At 63.3% G+C, this 15,660-nt stretch carries 18 protein-coding genes; 1 reads left to right on the top strand and 17 read right to left on the bottom strand.

The features are described from left to right. Positions 1-47 precede the first annotated feature (47 nt). The 15 genes from rpsQ to rpsL all read right to left on the bottom strand — a co-directional run bounded on the left by rpsQ (position 48) and on the right by rpsL (position 9,518). The gene (gene rpsQ, locus BJ6T_RS21140) at positions 48-296 is read right to left on the bottom strand and encodes a 30S ribosomal protein S17 (protein ID WP_007603028.1); all 249 of its coding nucleotides are present in this window, start codon (positions 294-296) and stop codon (positions 48-50) included. Between the two features lie 13 nt (positions 297-309). Continuing rightward, a complete protein-coding gene (rpmC, locus tag BJ6T_RS21135; RefSeq protein ID WP_011088144.1) occupies positions 310-516 on the bottom strand; it encodes a 50S ribosomal protein L29 in 207 nt (68 codons plus the stop codon). A gap of 5 nt (positions 517-521) precedes the next feature. Beyond that, positions 522-935 carry a 50S ribosomal protein L16 gene (rplP, locus tag BJ6T_RS21130; RefSeq protein WP_008136349.1) on the bottom strand — a complete coding sequence of 138 codons (414 nt, stop codon included), beginning with the start codon at positions 933-935 and terminating at the stop codon, positions 522-524. 30 nt (positions 936-965) lie between these two features. Continuing rightward, positions 966-1,691 carry a 30S ribosomal protein S3 gene (rpsC, locus tag BJ6T_RS21125; RefSeq protein WP_014494500.1) on the bottom strand — a complete coding sequence of 242 codons (726 nt, stop codon included), beginning with the start codon at positions 1,689-1,691 and terminating at the stop codon, positions 966-968. An 18-nt stretch (positions 1,692-1,709) separates the two neighbouring features. Further along, the gene (gene rplV / locus BJ6T_RS21120; protein WP_008136353.1) at positions 1,710-2,096 is read right to left on the bottom strand and encodes a 50S ribosomal protein L22; all 387 of its coding nucleotides are present in this window, start codon (positions 2,094-2,096) and stop codon (positions 1,710-1,712) included. A 10-nt stretch (positions 2,097-2,106) separates the two neighbouring features. Further along, a complete protein-coding gene (rpsS, locus tag BJ6T_RS21115) occupies positions 2,107-2,385 on the bottom strand; it encodes a 30S ribosomal protein S19 (protein WP_008136357.1) in 279 nt (92 codons plus the stop codon). 12 nt (positions 2,386-2,397) lie between these two features. Beyond that, positions 2,398-3,231: a 50S ribosomal protein L2 gene (gene rplB, locus BJ6T_RS21110; protein WP_014494499.1), complete on the bottom strand. Its 834-nt coding sequence runs from the start codon at positions 3,229-3,231 to the stop codon at positions 2,398-2,400. A 12-nt stretch (positions 3,232-3,243) separates the two neighbouring features. Beyond that, a complete protein-coding gene (locus BJ6T_RS21105) occupies positions 3,244-3,546 on the bottom strand; it encodes a 50S ribosomal protein L23 (RefSeq protein WP_008136362.1) in 303 nt (100 codons plus the stop codon). Next, positions 3,543-4,163, bottom strand: a complete 621-nt coding sequence (gene rplD / locus BJ6T_RS21100) for a 50S ribosomal protein L4 (protein ID WP_011088150.1) — start codon at positions 4,161-4,163, stop codon at positions 3,543-3,545. The genes BJ6T_RS21105 and rplD overlap by 4 nt, the downstream gene beginning before the upstream one ends. 1 nt (position 4,164) lies before the next feature. After that, the gene (gene rplC, locus BJ6T_RS21095) at positions 4,165-4,878 is read right to left on the bottom strand and encodes a 50S ribosomal protein L3 (protein WP_014494498.1); all 714 of its coding nucleotides are present in this window, start codon (positions 4,876-4,878) and stop codon (positions 4,165-4,167) included. Positions 4,879-4,931: 53 nt separating this feature from the next. Continuing rightward, the gene (gene rpsJ / locus BJ6T_RS21090; RefSeq protein ID WP_002712302.1) at positions 4,932-5,240 is read right to left on the bottom strand and encodes a 30S ribosomal protein S10; all 309 of its coding nucleotides are present in this window, start codon (positions 5,238-5,240) and stop codon (positions 4,932-4,934) included. An 83-nt stretch (positions 5,241-5,323) separates the two neighbouring features. After that, positions 5,324-6,514 (bottom strand): elongation factor Tu, encoded by a 1,191-nt coding sequence (tuf, locus tag BJ6T_RS21085; RefSeq protein WP_014494497.1) that lies wholly within the window; start codon positions 6,512-6,514, stop codon positions 5,324-5,326. A gap of 40 nt (positions 6,515-6,554) precedes the next feature. After that, a complete protein-coding gene (gene fusA / locus BJ6T_RS21080; protein WP_014494496.1) occupies positions 6,555-8,627 on the bottom strand; it encodes an elongation factor G in 2,073 nt (690 codons plus the stop codon). A 33-nt stretch (positions 8,628-8,660) separates the two neighbouring features. Then, positions 8,661-9,131, bottom strand: coding sequence for a 30S ribosomal protein S7 (gene rpsG / locus BJ6T_RS21075; RefSeq protein ID WP_027520967.1), 471 nt, complete (start codon positions 9,129-9,131; stop codon positions 8,661-8,663). A 15-nt stretch (positions 9,132-9,146) separates the two neighbouring features. Then, positions 9,147-9,518 (bottom strand): 30S ribosomal protein S12, encoded by a 372-nt coding sequence (rpsL, locus tag BJ6T_RS21070; RefSeq protein ID WP_007603006.1) that lies wholly within the window; start codon positions 9,516-9,518, stop codon positions 9,147-9,149. A gap of 683 nt (positions 9,519-10,201) precedes the next feature. On the opposite strand from rpsL, the gene BJ6T_RS21065 reads away from it, so the two are divergent. Next, positions 10,202-11,461 (top strand): FAD-dependent oxidoreductase, encoded by a 1,260-nt coding sequence (locus BJ6T_RS21065; RefSeq protein ID WP_014494494.1) that lies wholly within the window; start codon positions 10,202-10,204, stop codon positions 11,459-11,461. Here BJ6T_RS21065 and BJ6T_RS21060 read toward each other — a convergent pair. Next, a complete protein-coding gene (locus BJ6T_RS21060) occupies positions 11,368-13,407 on the bottom strand; it encodes an ABC transporter ATP-binding protein (RefSeq protein WP_014494493.1) in 2,040 nt (679 codons plus the stop codon). The two genes, BJ6T_RS21065 and BJ6T_RS21060, sit on opposite strands and share 94 nt — an antisense overlap. A gap of 132 nt (positions 13,408-13,539) precedes the next feature. Beyond that, positions 13,540-15,603, bottom strand: a complete 2,064-nt coding sequence (locus tag BJ6T_RS21055) for an FAD-dependent oxidoreductase (protein ID WP_014494492.1) — start codon at positions 15,601-15,603, stop codon at positions 13,540-13,542. Between the last annotated feature and the right edge of the window lie 57 nt (positions 15,604-15,660).

Below are 15,660 nucleotides of genomic sequence, written 5' to 3'. Positions count from 1 at the left end.
GCCGGCGCTCAACATTTCCCTGAAGTCGGTCGGCTAAAGCCAACAGATCAGGCGCTTTTCTTGTGTTCGCCCCGGATCACGACCCAGCGCTTCAACTTCGAAATCGGCTTCGATTCCTCGATCCACACCATGTCGCCCGGCTTGAACTCGTTGCTCTCGTCGTGCGCGTGATAGTTCTTCGAACGGCGGATCGTCTTCTTGTAGATCGGGTGCGTGAAGCGGCGGTCGACCCGCACCACGATGGTCTTGGCTTGCTTGTCGCTGACGACCACGCCCTGCAAAGTACGTTTCGGCATCTTCGTAAGCCTCTTACTTCTTCTTCGCGCGCGTCTGCGCGGCGACGGTCTTGATCCGGGCGATGTCACGGCGAGCCTCGCGCAGGCGCGAGGTGTTCTCGAGCTGCCCGGTGGCGCGCTGGAAGCGCAGGTTGAAGCGCTCCTTCTTCAGGTTCAGGATGGCATCATCCTGCTGGTCGGGGCTCATCGCGCGGATGTCTTCGATCTTCATCTGTGCCATGGCCATTACTCCGCAATGCGCTCGACGAAGCGCGTCTTGATCGGCAGCTTGGCGGCCGCCAGGGTCAGCGCCTCACGCGCCGTCTGGGTGTTGACGCCGTCGATCTCGAACAGCACCCGGCCCGGCTTGACGCGCGCGACCCACAATTCCGGCGAACCCTTGCCGGAGCCCATGCGGACTTCGGCCGGCTTCTTCGACACCGGAACGTCGGGGAACACGCGGATCCAGACGCGGCCGGCACGCTTCATGTGGCGGGTCAGCGCGCGGCGAGCTGCTTCGATCTGGCGCGCGGTGACGCGCTCAGGCTCGGTCGCCTTCAGGCCGAACTGGCCGAAGGCCAACGTCGCGCCCGAAGACGCAACGCCGTGGATGCGGCCCTTGTGCGCCTTCCGGAACTTCGTTTTCTTAGGTTGCATCATGGCTTTAAGCCCTCAAATTCCTGTGCTGGCTCAGGCTGCAGCCGTATCGCGGCGCTGACGGCCACCACGATCACCGCTACCACCCGTCTCGCCTTCGGCCATTCTCTTGTCCTGGGCCATCGGATCGTGCTCGAGGATCTCGCCCTTGAAGATCCAGACCTTGACACCGCAGGTGCCGAAGGTCGTGAACGCGGTCGCAACGCCGTAGTCGATGTCGGCGCGCAGCGTGTGCAGCGGCACGCGACCTTCGCGATACCACTCCATGCGCGCGATTTCCGCGCCGCCCAGACGACCCGAGCAGTTGATGCGGATGCCTTCCGCGCCGAGACGCATCGCCGACTGCACGGCGCGCTTCATGGCACGACGGAACGCCACGCGGCGCTCGAGCTGCTGCGCGATCGACTCGGCCACCAGCGTCGCATCGAGCTCCGGCTTGCGGATCTCGACGATGTTGATGACGACGTCGGACGAGGTGATGTCCGCGACCTTCTTGCGAAGCTTGTCGATGTCGGCGCCCTTCTTGCCGATCACCACGCCCGGACGAGCCGAGTGGATGGTGACGCGGCACTTCTTGTGCGGACGCTCGATCACGATGCGGGCGACGGCCGCCTGCTTGAGCTCCTTGTGCAGGATCTCGCGGATCTTGACGTCCTCGTGCAACAGCTTGCCGTATTCCTGCTTGCCGGCGAACCAGCGGGAATCCCAGGTCCGGTTGATGCCGAGACGCAGACCGATCGGATTGATCTTTTGACCCATCGTGTGCTCCTGCGTCCCTTAGGCCGCTGCTTCGGCTTCGACCTGACGAACGATGATCGTCAGCTGCGAAAATGGTTTGTAGACGCGACCCGAACGGCCACGGCCGCGGGCGGCAAAGCGCTTCATCACGAGGCCGTTGCCGACGAAGGCCTGCGCCACGACGAGATCGTCGACGTCGAGGTCGTGATTGTTCTCGGCATTGGCGATAGCCGATTCCAGGCACTTCTTCACGTCAACGGCGATCCGCTTGCGCGAGAACTGCAGATCGGCGAGCGCAGCAGCTGCCTTCCGGCCGCGAATGAGCTGGGCGACCAGGTTGAGCTTCTGCGGGCTCACCCGCAGCATCCGGGCGACCGCCTTGGCCTCATTCTCGGCGAGGCTCCGTTCGCGCTTAGGTTTGCTCATCGTTTAATCCTCAAGCCTTCTTGGCTTTCTTGTCGCCGGAGTGGCCATGGAAGGTCCGGGTCGGCGAGAACTCGCCGAACTTGTGACCAACCATTTCCTCGTTGACGGCAACCGGTACGTGCTTCTGACCGTTGTAGACGCCGAAGGTCAGGCCGACGAACTGCGGCAGGATCGTCGAGCGGCGGCTCCAGATCTTGATGACGTCGTGACGGCCAGACGCGCGGGCCGCATCTGCCTTCTTGAGCAGAGAACCCTCGACGAACGGGCCTTTCCAGACTGAACGAACCATGTCCGGCGTTCCTTACTTCTTCCGCTTGTGGCGGCTTAGGAGAATGAATTTGTTGGTCGACTTGTTGCTGCGGGTCTTCTTGCCCTTGGTCGGCTTGCCCCACGGGGTGACCGGGTGGCGACCGCCCGAGGTACGACCTTCACCACCGCCGTGCGGATGGTCGATCGGGTTCATCGAAACACCGCGGTTATGCGGCTTGCGGCCCAGCCAACGGCTACGGCCGGCCTTGCCGATCGAGGTGTTCATGTGATCCGGGTTCGACACCGCGCCGATCGTGCCGCGGCAACGACCGTGCACCAGGCGCTGCTCACCCGAGTTCAGGCGGATGATCACGTAGTCGTGGTCGCGGCCGACGAGCTGGGCGTAGGTGCCGGCGGAACGAGCGAGCTGGCCGCCCTTCCCGATCTTGACCTCGATGTTGTGGATGATCGTGCCGACCGGCATGTTGCCGAGCGGCATGACGTTGCCCGGCTTCACGTCGACATAGTTGCCGGCAACGACGGAATCACCGACGGCAAGGCGCTGCGGCGCCAGGATATAGGCCTGGGTACCGTCTTCGTACTTGACCAGCGCGATGAACGCGGTGCGGTTCGGATCGTATTCCAGCCGCTCGACCGTCGCGGGCGCATCGACCTTGTCGCGCTTGAAGTCGACGATGCGCAGCGTCTGCTTGTGACCGCCGCCGCGGAAGCGCACGGTGATGCGACCGGTGTTGTTGCGACCGCCCGAGGAGTGCTTGCCTTCGGTGAGCGCCTTGACCGGCTTGCCCTTGTAGAGGGCCGAACGATCGACCATCACCAGCTGGCGCTGGCCCGGCGTCGTGGGATTGAATTTTTTCAGTGCCATCGTCGTACGACCTTACAGACCGGTGGTCACGTCGATCCGGTGGCCCTCTTCGAGGGTCACGATCGCGCGCTTGCTGTTCGACTGCGAGCCGAGATTGCCGCGGAAGACCTTGGTCTTGCCCTTGCGGACCAGCGTGTTGACGCTCTTGACCTTGACGTCGAACAGCTTCTCGATCGCTTCCTTGATCTGCGGCTTGGTCGCCTTCGCGGCCACCTTGAACAGGACCTTGTTGTGCTCCGAGGCGATCGTCGCCTTTTCGGTCACGACCGGCGACAAGATCACGTCGTAGTGGCGAGGCTCGATGTTCTTCGTCATTTGAAGCGCGCCTCCAGCGCATCGATGGCGGCCTTGGTCAGAACGAGCTTCTGACGGCGCAGGATGTCATAGACGTTGATGCCCTGGATCGGCAGCACGTCCATGTTCGGGATGTTGCGGGCCGCAGCGGCAAAGCCGTTGTTGAGCTCGGCGCCGTCGATGATCAGCGCGTTGGTCAAGCCGAGGCCCGAGAAGTGGCCGAGCAGCGCCTTGGTCTTCGCGGCTTCCAGCGCGGCCTTGTCGATCACCAGCAGATCGCCGTCCTTGGCCTTCGCCGACAGCGCGTGCTTGAGGGCAAGCGCGCGGACCTTCTTCGGCAGGTCGGTGGCGTGCGAACGCACCACCGGACCGAAGGCACGGCCACCGCCGCGGAACTGCGGCACGCGGGCCGAGCCGTGACGAGCACCGCCGGTGCCCTTCTGCTTGTACATCTTCTTGCCGGTGCGCCAGATCTCGGCGCGGCCCTTGGCCTTGTGAGTGCCGGCCTGACGCTTGTTGAGCTGCCACTGCACGCAACGCGCAATGATGTCCTGGCGCGGCTCGAGGCCGAAAATGGCGTCGGAAAGCTGGACCGAGCCGGCTTCCTTACCTTCGAGGGTCGTGACCTTCAATTCCATCTCACGCCTCCTGCGCAGCCGGAGCGGCGTCCGCTTCGCCAGCAACCTTGAACTTGCCGGGCTTCGGAGCTTCCTTCGGCAGCGGCTTCTTGACAGCGTCGCGCACACGGATCCAGCCGCCCTTGGAGCCGGGAACGGCGCCTTCGACGAGGATCAGGCCGCGCTCGACATCGAGCTGAACGACTCGAAGGTTGAGCGTGGTGATGCGGTCGACACCCATATGGCCGGGCATCTTCTTGTTCTTCCAGGTCTTGCCGGGGTCCTGACGGCCGCCGGTCGAACCGATCGAGCGGTGCGAGATCGACACACCGTGCGTGGCGCGCAGACCGCCGAAGTTCCAGCGCTTCATGCCGCCGGCGAAACCCTTACCGACCGAGGTGCCGGTGACGTCGACGAACTGGCCGACGACGAAGTGGTCGGCGAGGATCTCGGCGCCAACGGGGATCATGGCATCCGCAGAGACGCGGAACTCCTCGACCTGCCGCTTCGGCTCGACCTTGGCGACCGCGAACTGGCCGCGCTCAGCCTTGGGCATGTACACGGTCTTGCGGCTGCCAGAACCAAGCTGGAGCGCGACATAACCGTTCTTCTCTTCAGTGCGGTGGCCTACGACCTGGCAATTGCCGAGCTTCAGCACGGTCACGGGGATATGTTCGCCGGCCTCTGTAAAGACCCGCGTCATCCCGACCTTTTGTGCGATCACTCCGGAGCGCATCGGCGTGCTTCCTGTTCTTTCTGTCCGCTAGTCGCGAACGTGATCCAAAAATCTTAGAGCTTGATCTCGACGTCGACACCGGCGGCCAGGTCGAGCTTCATCAAAGCATCGACGGTCTGCGGGGTCGGATCGACGATATCGAGCAGGCGCTTGTGGGTACGCATCTCGAACTGCTCGCGGCTCTTCTTGTCGACGTGCGGCGAACGGTTGACGGTGAACTTCTCGATGCGGGTGGGCAGCGGGATGGGTCCGCGGACCTGCGCACCGGTGCGCTTCGCCGTGTTCACGATCTCGCGGGTCGACGTATCGAGGATACGATGGTCGAACGCCTTGAGACGGATACGAATGTTTTGGCCGTTCATTGCCGTGCTTTCTCTAGTGAGTGGCGAGTAGCGAGTAGCGAATAGAATTCCCTATTCGCCACTCACCATTCCCTATTCGCTTGTTACTCGATGATCGAGGCGACGACGCCGGCGCCGACGGTGCGGCCGCCTTCGCGGATCGCGAAGCGGAGCTTCTCTTCCATCGCGATCGGCACGATCAGGTGCACTTCCATCGCGATGTTGTCGCCCGGCATCACCATCTCGGTGCCTTCCGGCAGATGCACGACACCGGTCACGTCGGTGGTGCGGAAGTAGAACTGCGGACGGTAGTTGGTGAAGAACGGGGTGTGGCGGCCGCCCTCTTCCTTGGTGAGGATGTAGGCCTCAGCCTTGAACTTGGTGTGCGGCTTGACCGAACCCGGCTTGCACAGCACCTGGCCACGCTCGACGTCCTCGCGCTTGGTGCCGCGGAGCAGCGCGCCGATGTTGTCGCCGGCCTGGCCCTGATCGAGCAGCTTGCGGAACATTTCGACGCCCGTGACCGTGGTCTTCTGCGTGGCGCGCAGACCGACGATCTCGATTTCCTCGCCGACCTTGACGATGCCGCGCTCGACACGGCCGGTCACGACGGTGCCGCGGCCCGAGATCGAGAACACGTCTTCAACCGGCATCAGGAAGGGCTGGTCGACCGGACGCTCCGGCTGCGGGATGTACGAGTCGACGTTCTTCATCAGCTCGAGGATGGCCTCGTGGCCGAGCTTCTTGTCGGAATCTTCGAGAGCGGCGAGCGCCGAACCCTTGATGATCGGGATCTTGTCGCCCGGGAAGTCGTACTTCGAGAGCAGCTCGCGGACTTCGAGCTCGACGAGCTCGAGGAGCTCCGGATCGTCGACCATGTCGCACTTGTTGAGGAACACGACGAGCGCGGGCACGCCGACCTGGCGGGCGAGCAGGATGTGCTCGCGGGTCTGCGGCATCGGGCCGTCAGCGGCCGACACGACCAGGATCGCACCGTCCATCTGGGCGGCGCCGGTGATCATGTTCTTCACGTAGTCGGCGTGGCCGGGGCAGTCGACGTGGGCGTAGTGGCGGTTCTGCGTCTCATACTCGACGTGCGCGGTCGAGATGGTGATGCCGCGCGCCTTCTCTTCCGGCGCCTTGTCGATCTGGTCGTACGCGGTGAACGTCGCACCGCCGGTCTCGGCGAGGATCTTGGTGATCGCCGCCGTCAGCGACGTCTTGCCATGGTCGACGTGACCGATGGTGCCGATGTTGCAGTGCGGCTTGTTACGTTCAAACTTTGCTTTGGCCATTTGACTCTCCGTTCAATCGTCAGCTCTGGACCGACGACAATCAGGCAAACTTCTTCTGGACTTCTGCCGACACGTTGGCCGGCGCTTCTGCGTAGTGGTCGAACTGCATGGTGAAGGTCGCGCGACCCTGGCTCATCGAGCGCAGGTTGTTCACGTACCCGAACATGTTCATGAGCGGCACCATCGCGTTGATGACGTTGGCGTTGCCGCGCATGTCCTGGCCCTGGATCTGACCGCGCCGGGAATTCAGGTCGCCGATGACCGAGCCGGTGTAGTCTTCCGGGGTCACCACTTCGACCTTCATGATCGGTTCGAGCAGGACGGACTTGCCCTTCTGCAGCGCTTCGCGGAATGCCGCACGCGATGCGATTTCGAAGGCGAGCGCCGACGAGTCGACGTCGTGGTACTTGCCGTCGACGAGCTGAACCTTGACGTCGACCACGGGGAAGCCCGCGACGACACCAGAGCTCATCACGCTGTTGAGGCCCTTTTCGACGCCGGGGATGTATTCCTTCGGAACCGCACCGCCGACGATCTTGGACTCGAACTCGTAGCCCTTGCCGGGTTCGTTCGGCTCGACCACGATCGACACTTCCGCGAACTGACCGGTACCGCCGGTCTGCTTCTTGTGGGTGTACTTGACCTCGGCCTTCTTGGTGACGCGCTCCCGGAACGCAACCTGCGGCGCGCCGATGTTGGCGTCGACCTTGTAGGTACGCTTGAGGATGTCGACCTTGATGTCGAGATGGAGTTCGCCCATGCCCTTGAGGATGGTCTGGCCGGACTCCTGGTCGGTCGACACGCGGAAGGACGGATCCTCCGCGGCGAGCTTCGCCAGCGCCACGCCCAGCTTTTCCTGGTCGGCCTTGGACTTCGGCTCGATCGCGATCTCGATGACCGGCTCGGGGAATTCCATCTTCTCCAGGATCACCTGCTTGTCGGGATCGCACAGCGTGTCACCGGTGCGCGCTTCCTTCAGGCCGGCCAGCGCGACGATGTCGCCGGCATAGGCTTCCTTGATGTCCTCGCGGTTGTTCGCATGCATCAGCAGCATGCGCCCGATGCGCTCCTTCTTCTCGCGCGTCGAGTTCACGACGCCGGTGCCGCTCTGCAGGATGCCCGAGTAGATGCGGCAGAAGGTGATGGTGCCGACGAACGGGTCGTCCATGATCTTGAACGCGAGCAGCGCGAGCGGCTCCTTGTCGTCGGCCTTGCGCACGACCTCGTTGCCGTGGTCGTCAGTGCCCTTGATCGCGGGCACGTCGATCGGCGACGGCAGATAGTCGACGACGGCATCGAGCAGCGGCTGCACGCCCTTGTTCTTGAAGGCCGAGCCGCACAGCACGGGATAGAACGCACCGGTCAGCACCGCCTTGCGGATCAGCCGCTTCAGCGTCGCTTCGTCCGGCTCGTTGCCGTCGAGGAAGGCGGCCAATGCGTCATCGTCGAGCTCGACGGCGGCTTCCACCATCTTCTCGCGGTATTCCTTGGCCTGCTCGACGAGATCTTCCGGGATGTCGACATAGTCGAACTTCGCACCGAGCGATTCATCGTTCCAGACGATGCCTTTCATCTTCACGAGGTCGACGAGCCCCTTGAAGTTGTTCTCGGCACCGATCGGAAGCTGGATCGCGATCGGCTTGGCGCCGAGGCGGTCGACGATGTCGGACAGACACTTGAAGAAGTCGGCGCCGGTCTTGTCCATCTTGTTGGCGAAGACGATGCGCGGAACCTTGTACTTGTCGCCCTGGCGCCAGACGGTCTCGGTCTGGGGCTCGACGCCCTGGTTCGAGTCGAGAACGCAGACGGCGCCGTCGAGCACGCGCAGCGAACGCTCGACTTCGATGGTGAAGTCGACGTGGCCGGGGGTGTCGATGATGTTCAGGCGCTTACCGGCCCAGAACGCAGTGGTCGCAGCCGAGGTGATCGTGATGCCACGCTCCTGCTCCTGCTCCATCCAGTCCATCGTCGCGGCACCTTCGTGCACTTCGCCGATCTTGTGGCTCTTGCCGGTGTAATAGAGGATGCGCTCGGTCGTCGTCGTCTTGCCGGCGTCGATATGCGCCATGATACCGAAGTTACGGTAGTCCTCGATGGCATGTTGGCGGGGCATGGGCTGTTCCTTGCGAGTCCGTTTGTTTCGCCGTTACCAGCGATAGTGCGAGAAGGCGCGGTTGGCTTCCGCCATCCGGTGCACGTCTTCACGCTTCTTGACGGCGTTCCCGCGGTTGTTCGATGCGTCCAGGAGCTCGGCCGAGAGCCGCTCGGTCATCGTCTTCTCGTTGCGCTCGCGCGCGGCCGAGATCAGCCAGCGGATGCCCAGCGCCTGCCGGCGGGTGGAGCGAACTTCGACCGGAACCTGGTAGGTCGCGCCGCCGACGCGGCGGGAGCGAACCTCGATCGTCGGCATGACGTTCTCGAGCGCCTGCTCGAACACGCCGAGCGGGTTCTGCTTGGTCTTGGTTTCGATGATGCCAAACGCACCGTAGACGATGCCTTCGGCGACCGACTTCTTGCCGGCGTACATCACCGAGTTCATGAACTTCGTGACGATGATGTTCCCGAACTTCGGATCCGGGAGAACTTCGCGCTTTTCCGCTGAGTGGCGACGAGACATTGAGCTGGTTCCCGCTTACTTCGGACGCTTGGCGCCGTACTTCGAACGACGCTGCTTACGGTTCTTGACGCCCTGGGTATCCAGAACGCCGCGGAGGATGTGGTAGCGCACGCCGGGCAAGTCCTTGACGCGGCCGCCGCGGATCATGACCACCGAGTGCTCCTGGAGGTTATGACCTTCGCCGGGGATGTAGCCGATCACCTCGAAGCCGTTCGTCAGGCGCACCTTGGCGACCTTACGAAGCGCCGAGTTCGGCTTCTTCGGGGTCGTGGTGTAGACGCGGGTGCAAACACCACGCTTCTGCGGCGACTGCTGCAGCGCCGGCACCTTCTTGCGCGACTTCTGCACTTCACGCGGTTGAGCGATCAGCTGGTTGATCGTCGGCATCCTGGCCTTACCCTTTGTTCTGCCGCGGCCCCTTCCGGGCCCGCTGTCTTGGCGCGGCCCGTTGCCGGAACCGCAATTCTTTTCGGGCCACCCACCCGACGAGGTCGCCTCGCACGGAATAATCCGCACAAAGCGAAATTGCGCCAACCGCTCCATCACCGAGCGGAAAGCGTTACGACGCCACAGAGGACCGCAGTTTCAGGCCAATCAGCATAAAGCTGCGGCCCGCGCACCGAGGTCATGCATCCGAATTCGGTCTCAAGAGAACGAGCTCAAGAGACCTAAAATCGCACTGGCATTGCCTAGCTATGATCGACAGCGTTTGAGCGGCATTCGTCGAGGTTGGTGCCCGTCTTAGCGATCCCTGGAGATCTAATCCTTGCGGATCAACGGGTGGCCCGTTCCGACGCTGGCGATGCTCACCGCCTGTCGTTAAGTGAGGCGCTTTCTATAAGTGAGAGTCGGCCAAGTCAAGGTGAAACGACAGTCAGAAAACGCTTCTGCCACCTGACGAAATCGCTGTTTGCCCGCACTCACCACGCCTGTCGGATATGGGGACCGGACGTCTGTTCCACCAGCCCAGAGACAATTTATATCCGGGCAAAATGTACTTTTATAACCCTTGCTAAGGCTTTTTTTCCTGTTGATGCGTCAATCTGCCGCCTGCGGCAGAGATTTGCACCATGCGGTACACCGACATTGCCATTATCGGCGGGGGATTGTCCGGTTCGACCGCCGCCGCAATGCTCGGCCGCGCCGGCATTTCGACGGTATTGATCGACCCGCATGAGAGCTATCCGGCGGACTTTCGAGTCGAAAAACTCAGTGGTCACGTCCAGCTCGAGCGATTCCTGAAGACCGGAATCGGAGAATCAGTGCTGCGCCGCGCAACCTTTGCCGGCGAAAACTGGATCGCCCGCTTCGGCCGTTTGCTCGACAAGGCGCCGAGTCGGCAATTCAACATCCTTTACGATTCGCTCGTCAACGCGGTCCGCGACGAGATTCCTGCCGGCGTCGAGCGCATCTGCGCCAAGGCGGTCTCGCTCTCGACGAGCCCGGAGCGCCAAAAGATCACGCTCTCCAATGAGGAGACGATCTCGGCCCGACTCGTCGTGCTCGCCAACGGCCTGAACGTCGGCCTGCGCCACCAGCTCGGCATCGCGCGAAAAGTCATCAGCGCCTGCCATTCGATCTCGGTCGGATTCGACGTGGTGCCGGCGGGGCGGAATTCGTTCGACTTCCCGGCGCTGACCTATTTCTCGGAACGGCCGAGCGACCGAATCCCCTACATCACGCTGTTTCCGACCGGTCCGCGGATGCGCGCCAATCTGTTCGTCTATCGCGGCTTCGACGACCCTTGGCTGCGCGAGCTGCGCCGCGCGCCAGCCGAGACGCTGGACGCCGCCCTGCCCCGGCTCAAGCGCATCACCGGCGCCTTCGACATCGCCGGCGAGATCAAGATCCGTCCGGTCGACCTTTATGTGAACGACGCAAGCGGCCAGCCCGGCCTCGTGCTGGTGGGCGATGCGTTCTCGACCTCGTGCCCCGCCGCCGGCACCGGCTGCGACAAGGTCTTCACCGACGTTGAGCGGCTCTGCAACGTCCATATCCCGGATTGGCTCGCCTCCGACGGGATGGATGCGGACAAGATCGCCACCTTCTACTCCGATCCGGTCAAGCGGGCCTGCGACCAATGGTCGGCGGCGAAGGCGTTCGAGTTCCGCTCAGTCTCGACCGCGACGAGTCCCTACTGGACCGCGCTGCGCTGGGCGCGCTTCATCGCTTGGTCAGTTCAAGGCTTGGTGCGGCCGCTCGGCGGAGCAATTCATCTGGAGCCGAACTTCCTCGGTCACGCCTCCTCGTCGTCGTCGTCCTCGTCCTCATCATCCTCGTCGAGGTCGTCTTCATCCTCGTCGTCATCGTCGCTGTCGTCATCGGCCTGAGCCACGGCGCCATGCGGCTGGTGGATCTGGTCGTTCCACAGCTTGCGATAGGTGCCGTTCCTGGCGAGCAGGTCGGCATGCGAGCCGCGCTCGATCGCCCTGCCCCCAGAGATCACGATGATCTCGTCCATCTCGACCACGGAGGTCAGGCGATGGGTCGACCAGATCATGGTGCGCCCCTTCGCGACCTTCAGCAGCGTACGGTTGATCGCGGCCTCGGTGGTCTGGTCGAGCGCCGAGGTGGCTTCGTCCAGCAGCAGCACGGAAGGGTTACGGATGACCGCGCGCGCGATCGCGATGCGCTGGCGCTGGCCGCCCGACAGCGTATCGCCGCGCTCGCCGACCGGCGTGTCGTAGCGCTGCGGCAGGCTCATGATATAGCGGTGGATCTCGGCCTTCTTGGCGGCGTCCTCCACCTCCTCGTCGGTCGCGCCCTCCTTGCCGAGCCGGATGTTCTCGCGAATCGACATGTTGAACAGCATGTTCTCCTGGAACACCACCGCCATGCTCCGGCGCAGCGAATCCAGCGTCACCCTGCGGACGTCGACGCCGTCGATGGCGACGCGCCCCTCGTTGGGCACGTAGAGCCGCAGGATCAAATTGAGCAGCGTGCTCTTGCCCGAGCCCGAGGGGCCGACGATGGCGATGCGCTTGCCGGCGTTGAGCTTGAGGCTGAGATTGTCCAGTACCGGCGTCTGACTGCCTTCGTACTGGAACGTCACGTGGTCGAAGGTGATGTCGTTGGTGATGCGCGGCAGGTCGGGCGCGCCGGGACGATCGGCGCCGCGTGTCGGCTCGTCCAGCAGCTCCTGCATGTGGCGGATCGCGGCGGCCGAGGAGATCGACACCGGGATGAAGTGCATCACGTGGGCGATGTTGTAGGAGACCTCCCAGAACGCGCTCTCGAAGGTGACGAAGGTGCCGATGGTGATCTGGCCCTTGGTCGCCAGATACGCGCCGATCGCGAGCACGACGAGGTGCAGCAGCAGCACCGAAATGGTGACCGTCCGCTCCACCATGGTCGACAGGAACGCAGCCGAAGCGATCTTGCGGCGGGTCTCGTCGTTGCGGAAGGTGAAGAAGCCGAACATCTTGCGCTGCAGGCTGAACGCCTTGATCACGGCCTGCGCGGCAACGTTCTCCTGCACCATGCCGAGCAGCGCGCTCTCGTTCTGCTTCTGCTCGTAATTGGCCTGCACCGCCTTCGGGGTGAGGATGCGCGGCCCGATCAGCGTGATCGGGAACACCAGCAGCGCGACCGCGGCGAGCTGCCAGTTCAGGAACACCATCAGGATGATGCCGGCGATCAATTCCAGGAACGGCAGCGCCGCACTGTTGGCGAAGGTCTTGACCGAGCCCTCGAAGGCCGAAAGGTCGACGGAAAAGCGCGACAGGATCTCGCCGCGCTTGGTGCGGCCGAAATAGGCCGCCGGCAGGTCCTGGACATGCTCGAACAGGCGCTTGCGAACGTCGGAGATGATGCAGGCAGCCAGCCTGGCGTCCCAGCGCTCGTACCAGACCGCCACGACCGAGGTGAAGATGCCGGCGACCGCGAGCACGCCGAGGATCTTGTAGAGCGCCTGAAAATCCTCCTCGCCGAGCGCGTCGTCGATCAGGTACTTCAGGCTGAGCGGCATGATGACGTTGAACAGCGTCTCGACGCAGACGCCGAACGCCACGAATGACAGCATCCGCTTGTAGTTGGACAGGAACGGCTTGACGAAACCCAGGATGGTCGCGAGCGCGCCTGCGGCCTCGCGCGCGGTAAAGACGACGAGCTCCTCGTCCTCATCGTCGTCGTCGAGCTCCAGCTCGTCATCCTCCTCGTCTTCGTCGTCCTCGTCGTCTTCGAGGTCCGGCTTGACGGGGACAAGCTTGTCGTCGAGCTCGACCGCCTCTTCCGTGGCGAGTTTCTGTTTGTCGGGCGGGAGGGGCTTGGACGCCATGAAACCAACCGATGCTGACGGCCGGCATGACCGCGGAGAAAGCAGGAAATAGCGGCAACCGCTATCGCACCGATTCTATGCGATCATGACGAATTCGGCAAAGCAATTGGCTAGGCCGGTCCGATCCCGTCTCTAGTCGTCGTCCTCATCCTCGACCTTGTCGAAGAAGGAATAACGCAGGCTGTCGGCGTCGGCGTACCACTGGCCCGGGCCCTTGTTCGCGGCAAGCGTCGCCTCCCAGAGCGCATCGGTGCAGTCCTTGCGGTGCATCGACAGGTCGAAGCCGTTGCCGAAGAACAGCTCGGACCATTCCCACCAGGTGCCGAGCTTCTTGACGCCGCGCAGCAGGTCGTAGCGGTCGATCACCACCGAAGCCATGTCCGAGGTGATCGAGCCGAACACGAGGCCGGTCTTGACCACGCGGTTCAGCTCGCGGATCGCACGGACCACCTGCTTCGGGGAAACATGGCAGAGGCTGGTCTCGAACACGAAGTCGAAGGCGCCGTCCTTGAATGGCATGTCGGTGATCGAGCCGAGCTTGTTGTACTTCTTCAGCGCCTTCGGCGTCCTCGCGTGGATGGCGCGGTTGTTCTCGATGCCGAAGGCATCGATGCCGCGATCGCGCAGCGCGCCGACCAATTCGCCGCTGGCCGAGCCCGCGACCAGCAGCTTGGCGCCCTTGGCCTTGCCCCAGACGATGCCGATCAGCTTGGCCAGATAATCGGGATCGGTGAAGTGGCGCCAGGCGTCGCTATAGGGACCAAGGCCGCGATAATTCTCGAAATAGTCGCGGTCGATCTTGTCCGGGACCGGCTCGCCCTCCTCCTGTGCGCGCTCGCGGCGCAGGCGCATCATCTCGGTCAGGATGATGTCGGTCGCCGCGTCCGAGGAGTCGAGCAGACCGTTCAGCGTGGAGTCGAACAGATAATCGCCGACCACCACGATGCCGGGATGCTCCTTCGGCTCCGGCCGGTGATTGGTCATGACATCGCGCACGGGCAGACCGCCGGGGATGGCGTTCACCGACGACAGCCAGCGGTGGATCTTGCCTTCCACGAAATGCGAACGCGCATCGCCGAGCGAGGCGGGCAGCGATTTCAGTGCGGCGTCGATCAGCTCCTGATCCGACAGATTGGCGAAGGCCAGCGCGTCGGAGCCGGGAATCAGCCAGTTCAGCACGCCGTGCTTGCCGACGTCATGGCGCGCGCCCTCGTTGTAGACGCAGCAGCCGCCAAAGGCTTCCGACATGAACCAGGCGCCGGAAATCTTCTCGCCCCAGAACGGCGTGTCGAACAGGATCGAGACGCGCAGATAATGCGCGGGGCGATCGAAATACGAGACGTGCTTGACCATCGACTTGCGGAGCTGCTCGCCTTCCCAGCCCATGGTCGCGAGCCACGAATGCGGCAGGCAGACCAGCACGAGGTCGAAATCGCGCGTCTCCGGCCCCTTGCCGTTCATCATCTTGAGCTGGTAGCGGCCGGCCGGCGCCTTGCCGACGGTGAGCACGCGGTGATTGAGCTGGATGTCGGCGTTGACCTCCGACTGCAGGCACTCGATCAACTGCTCGTTGCCGTTCTGGATGGAATAGAGGCCGATATAGCCGTCGACGTCCATCAGGTAGTTCTTGAGCGCGTTGAGCCCGTTGGTGTTGTGGCTTTCGGTCGCGATGTCGGAGCGCGCCATCACCTTGAAGAAACGCTTTGCGGTTTCGTCCTCGACCTCCTCGTCGAGCACCTGCTCGGCGGTCTTGTAGGCCCAGGGATTCTCGTTGTCGTGCGCGCCGACGCCCTCGTAATATTCGATCGGCGACATCGCCTCGGCGCAGCGCGTGCGGAACGCCTCGATCGCCGCCGCAGTCTTGGCGCCGTATTTGCGGCGCATGCCTGCGACGTCGTTGAGGAGCTCGCCGCCGAACTGCACCTGCTCGGCATCCATCGGAATGGTCTGAAGTCCGAAATGCTGGATCAGCTCGCGCAGCGGATCGGGACCCGTCATCGAGTAGTCGTAGATCTCGGCAACGCCGGCCTCGTACATCGCCGGCGCGGAATCGAATTTGCGCGTGACGATCTTGCCGCCGAGCCGGTCGGAGGCCTCGTAGATGGTGATGCGGCAGAGGTCGCCGAGCTTACGCTTCAAGTACCAGGCGCTCATCAGCCCGCCGGGGCCGCCGCCTACGATTGCGAGATCAAGCATATCGAGTTCCCGTGGTCTCCGGCCCTGCCCCCGTCACGGGACCACCGGTCTAAGTTC

The organism is Bradyrhizobium japonicum USDA 6 (assembly GCF_000284375.1).
In the GTDB taxonomy this organism is placed as follows: domain Bacteria; phylum Pseudomonadota; class Alphaproteobacteria; order Rhizobiales; family Xanthobacteraceae; genus Bradyrhizobium; species Bradyrhizobium japonicum.
The sequence above is the reverse complement of the archived record's forward strand: the minus strand, read 5'-3'. Positions and strand labels throughout refer to the sequence as shown.

Excerpts from the sequence above, each read along its gene's own strand:
- rpsQ (WP_007603028.1), bottom strand. The coding sequence starts at position 296 with ATGCCGAAACGTACTTTGCAGGGCGTGGTCGTCAGCGACAAGCAAGCC.
- rpmC (WP_011088144.1), bottom strand. The coding sequence starts at position 516 with ATGGCACAGATGAAGATCGAAGACATCCGCGCGATGAGCCCCGACCAG.
- rplP (WP_008136349.1), bottom strand. The coding sequence starts at position 935 with ATGATGCAACCTAAGAAAACGAAGTTCCGGAAGGCGCACAAGGGCCGC.
- rpsC (WP_014494500.1), bottom strand. The coding sequence starts at position 1,691 with ATGGGTCAAAAGATCAATCCGATCGGTCTGCGTCTCGGCATCAACCGG.
- rplV (WP_008136353.1), bottom strand. The coding sequence starts at position 2,096 with ATGAGCAAACCTAAGCGCGAACGGAGCCTCGCCGAGAATGAGGCCAAG.
- rpsS (WP_008136357.1), bottom strand. The coding sequence starts at position 2,385 with ATGGTTCGTTCAGTCTGGAAAGGCCCGTTCGTCGAGGGTTCTCTGCTC.
- rplB (WP_014494499.1), bottom strand. The coding sequence starts at position 3,231 with ATGGCACTGAAAAAATTCAATCCCACGACGCCGGGCCAGCGCCAGCTG.
- BJ6T_RS21105 (WP_008136362.1), bottom strand. The coding sequence starts at position 3,546 with ATGACGAAGAACATCGAGCCTCGCCACTACGACGTGATCTTGTCGCCG.
- rplD (WP_011088150.1), bottom strand. The coding sequence starts at position 4,163 with ATGGAATTGAAGGTCACGACCCTCGAAGGTAAGGAAGCCGGCTCGGTC.
- rplC (WP_014494498.1), bottom strand. The coding sequence starts at position 4,878 with ATGCGCTCCGGAGTGATCGCACAAAAGGTCGGGATGACGCGGGTCTTT.
- rpsJ (WP_002712302.1), bottom strand. The coding sequence starts at position 5,240 with ATGAACGGCCAAAACATTCGTATCCGTCTCAAGGCGTTCGACCATCGT.
- tuf (WP_014494497.1), bottom strand. The coding sequence starts at position 6,514 with ATGGCCAAAGCAAAGTTTGAACGTAACAAGCCGCACTGCAACATCGGC.
- fusA (WP_014494496.1), bottom strand. The coding sequence starts at position 8,627 with ATGCCCCGCCAACATGCCATCGAGGACTACCGTAACTTCGGTATCATG.
- rpsG (WP_027520967.1), bottom strand. The coding sequence starts at position 9,131 with ATGTCTCGTCGCCACTCAGCGGAAAAGCGCGAAGTTCTCCCGGATCCG.
- rpsL (WP_007603006.1), bottom strand. The coding sequence starts at position 9,518 with ATGCCGACGATCAACCAGCTGATCGCTCAACCGCGTGAAGTGCAGAAG.
- BJ6T_RS21065 (WP_014494494.1), top strand. The coding sequence starts at position 10,202 with ATGCGGTACACCGACATTGCCATTATCGGCGGGGGATTGTCCGGTTCG.
- BJ6T_RS21060 (WP_014494493.1), bottom strand. The coding sequence starts at position 13,407 with ATGGCGTCCAAGCCCCTCCCGCCCGACAAACAGAAACTCGCCACGGAA.
- BJ6T_RS21055 (WP_014494492.1), bottom strand. The coding sequence starts at position 15,603 with ATGCTTGATCTCGCAATCGTAGGCGGCGGCCCCGGCGGGCTGATGAGC.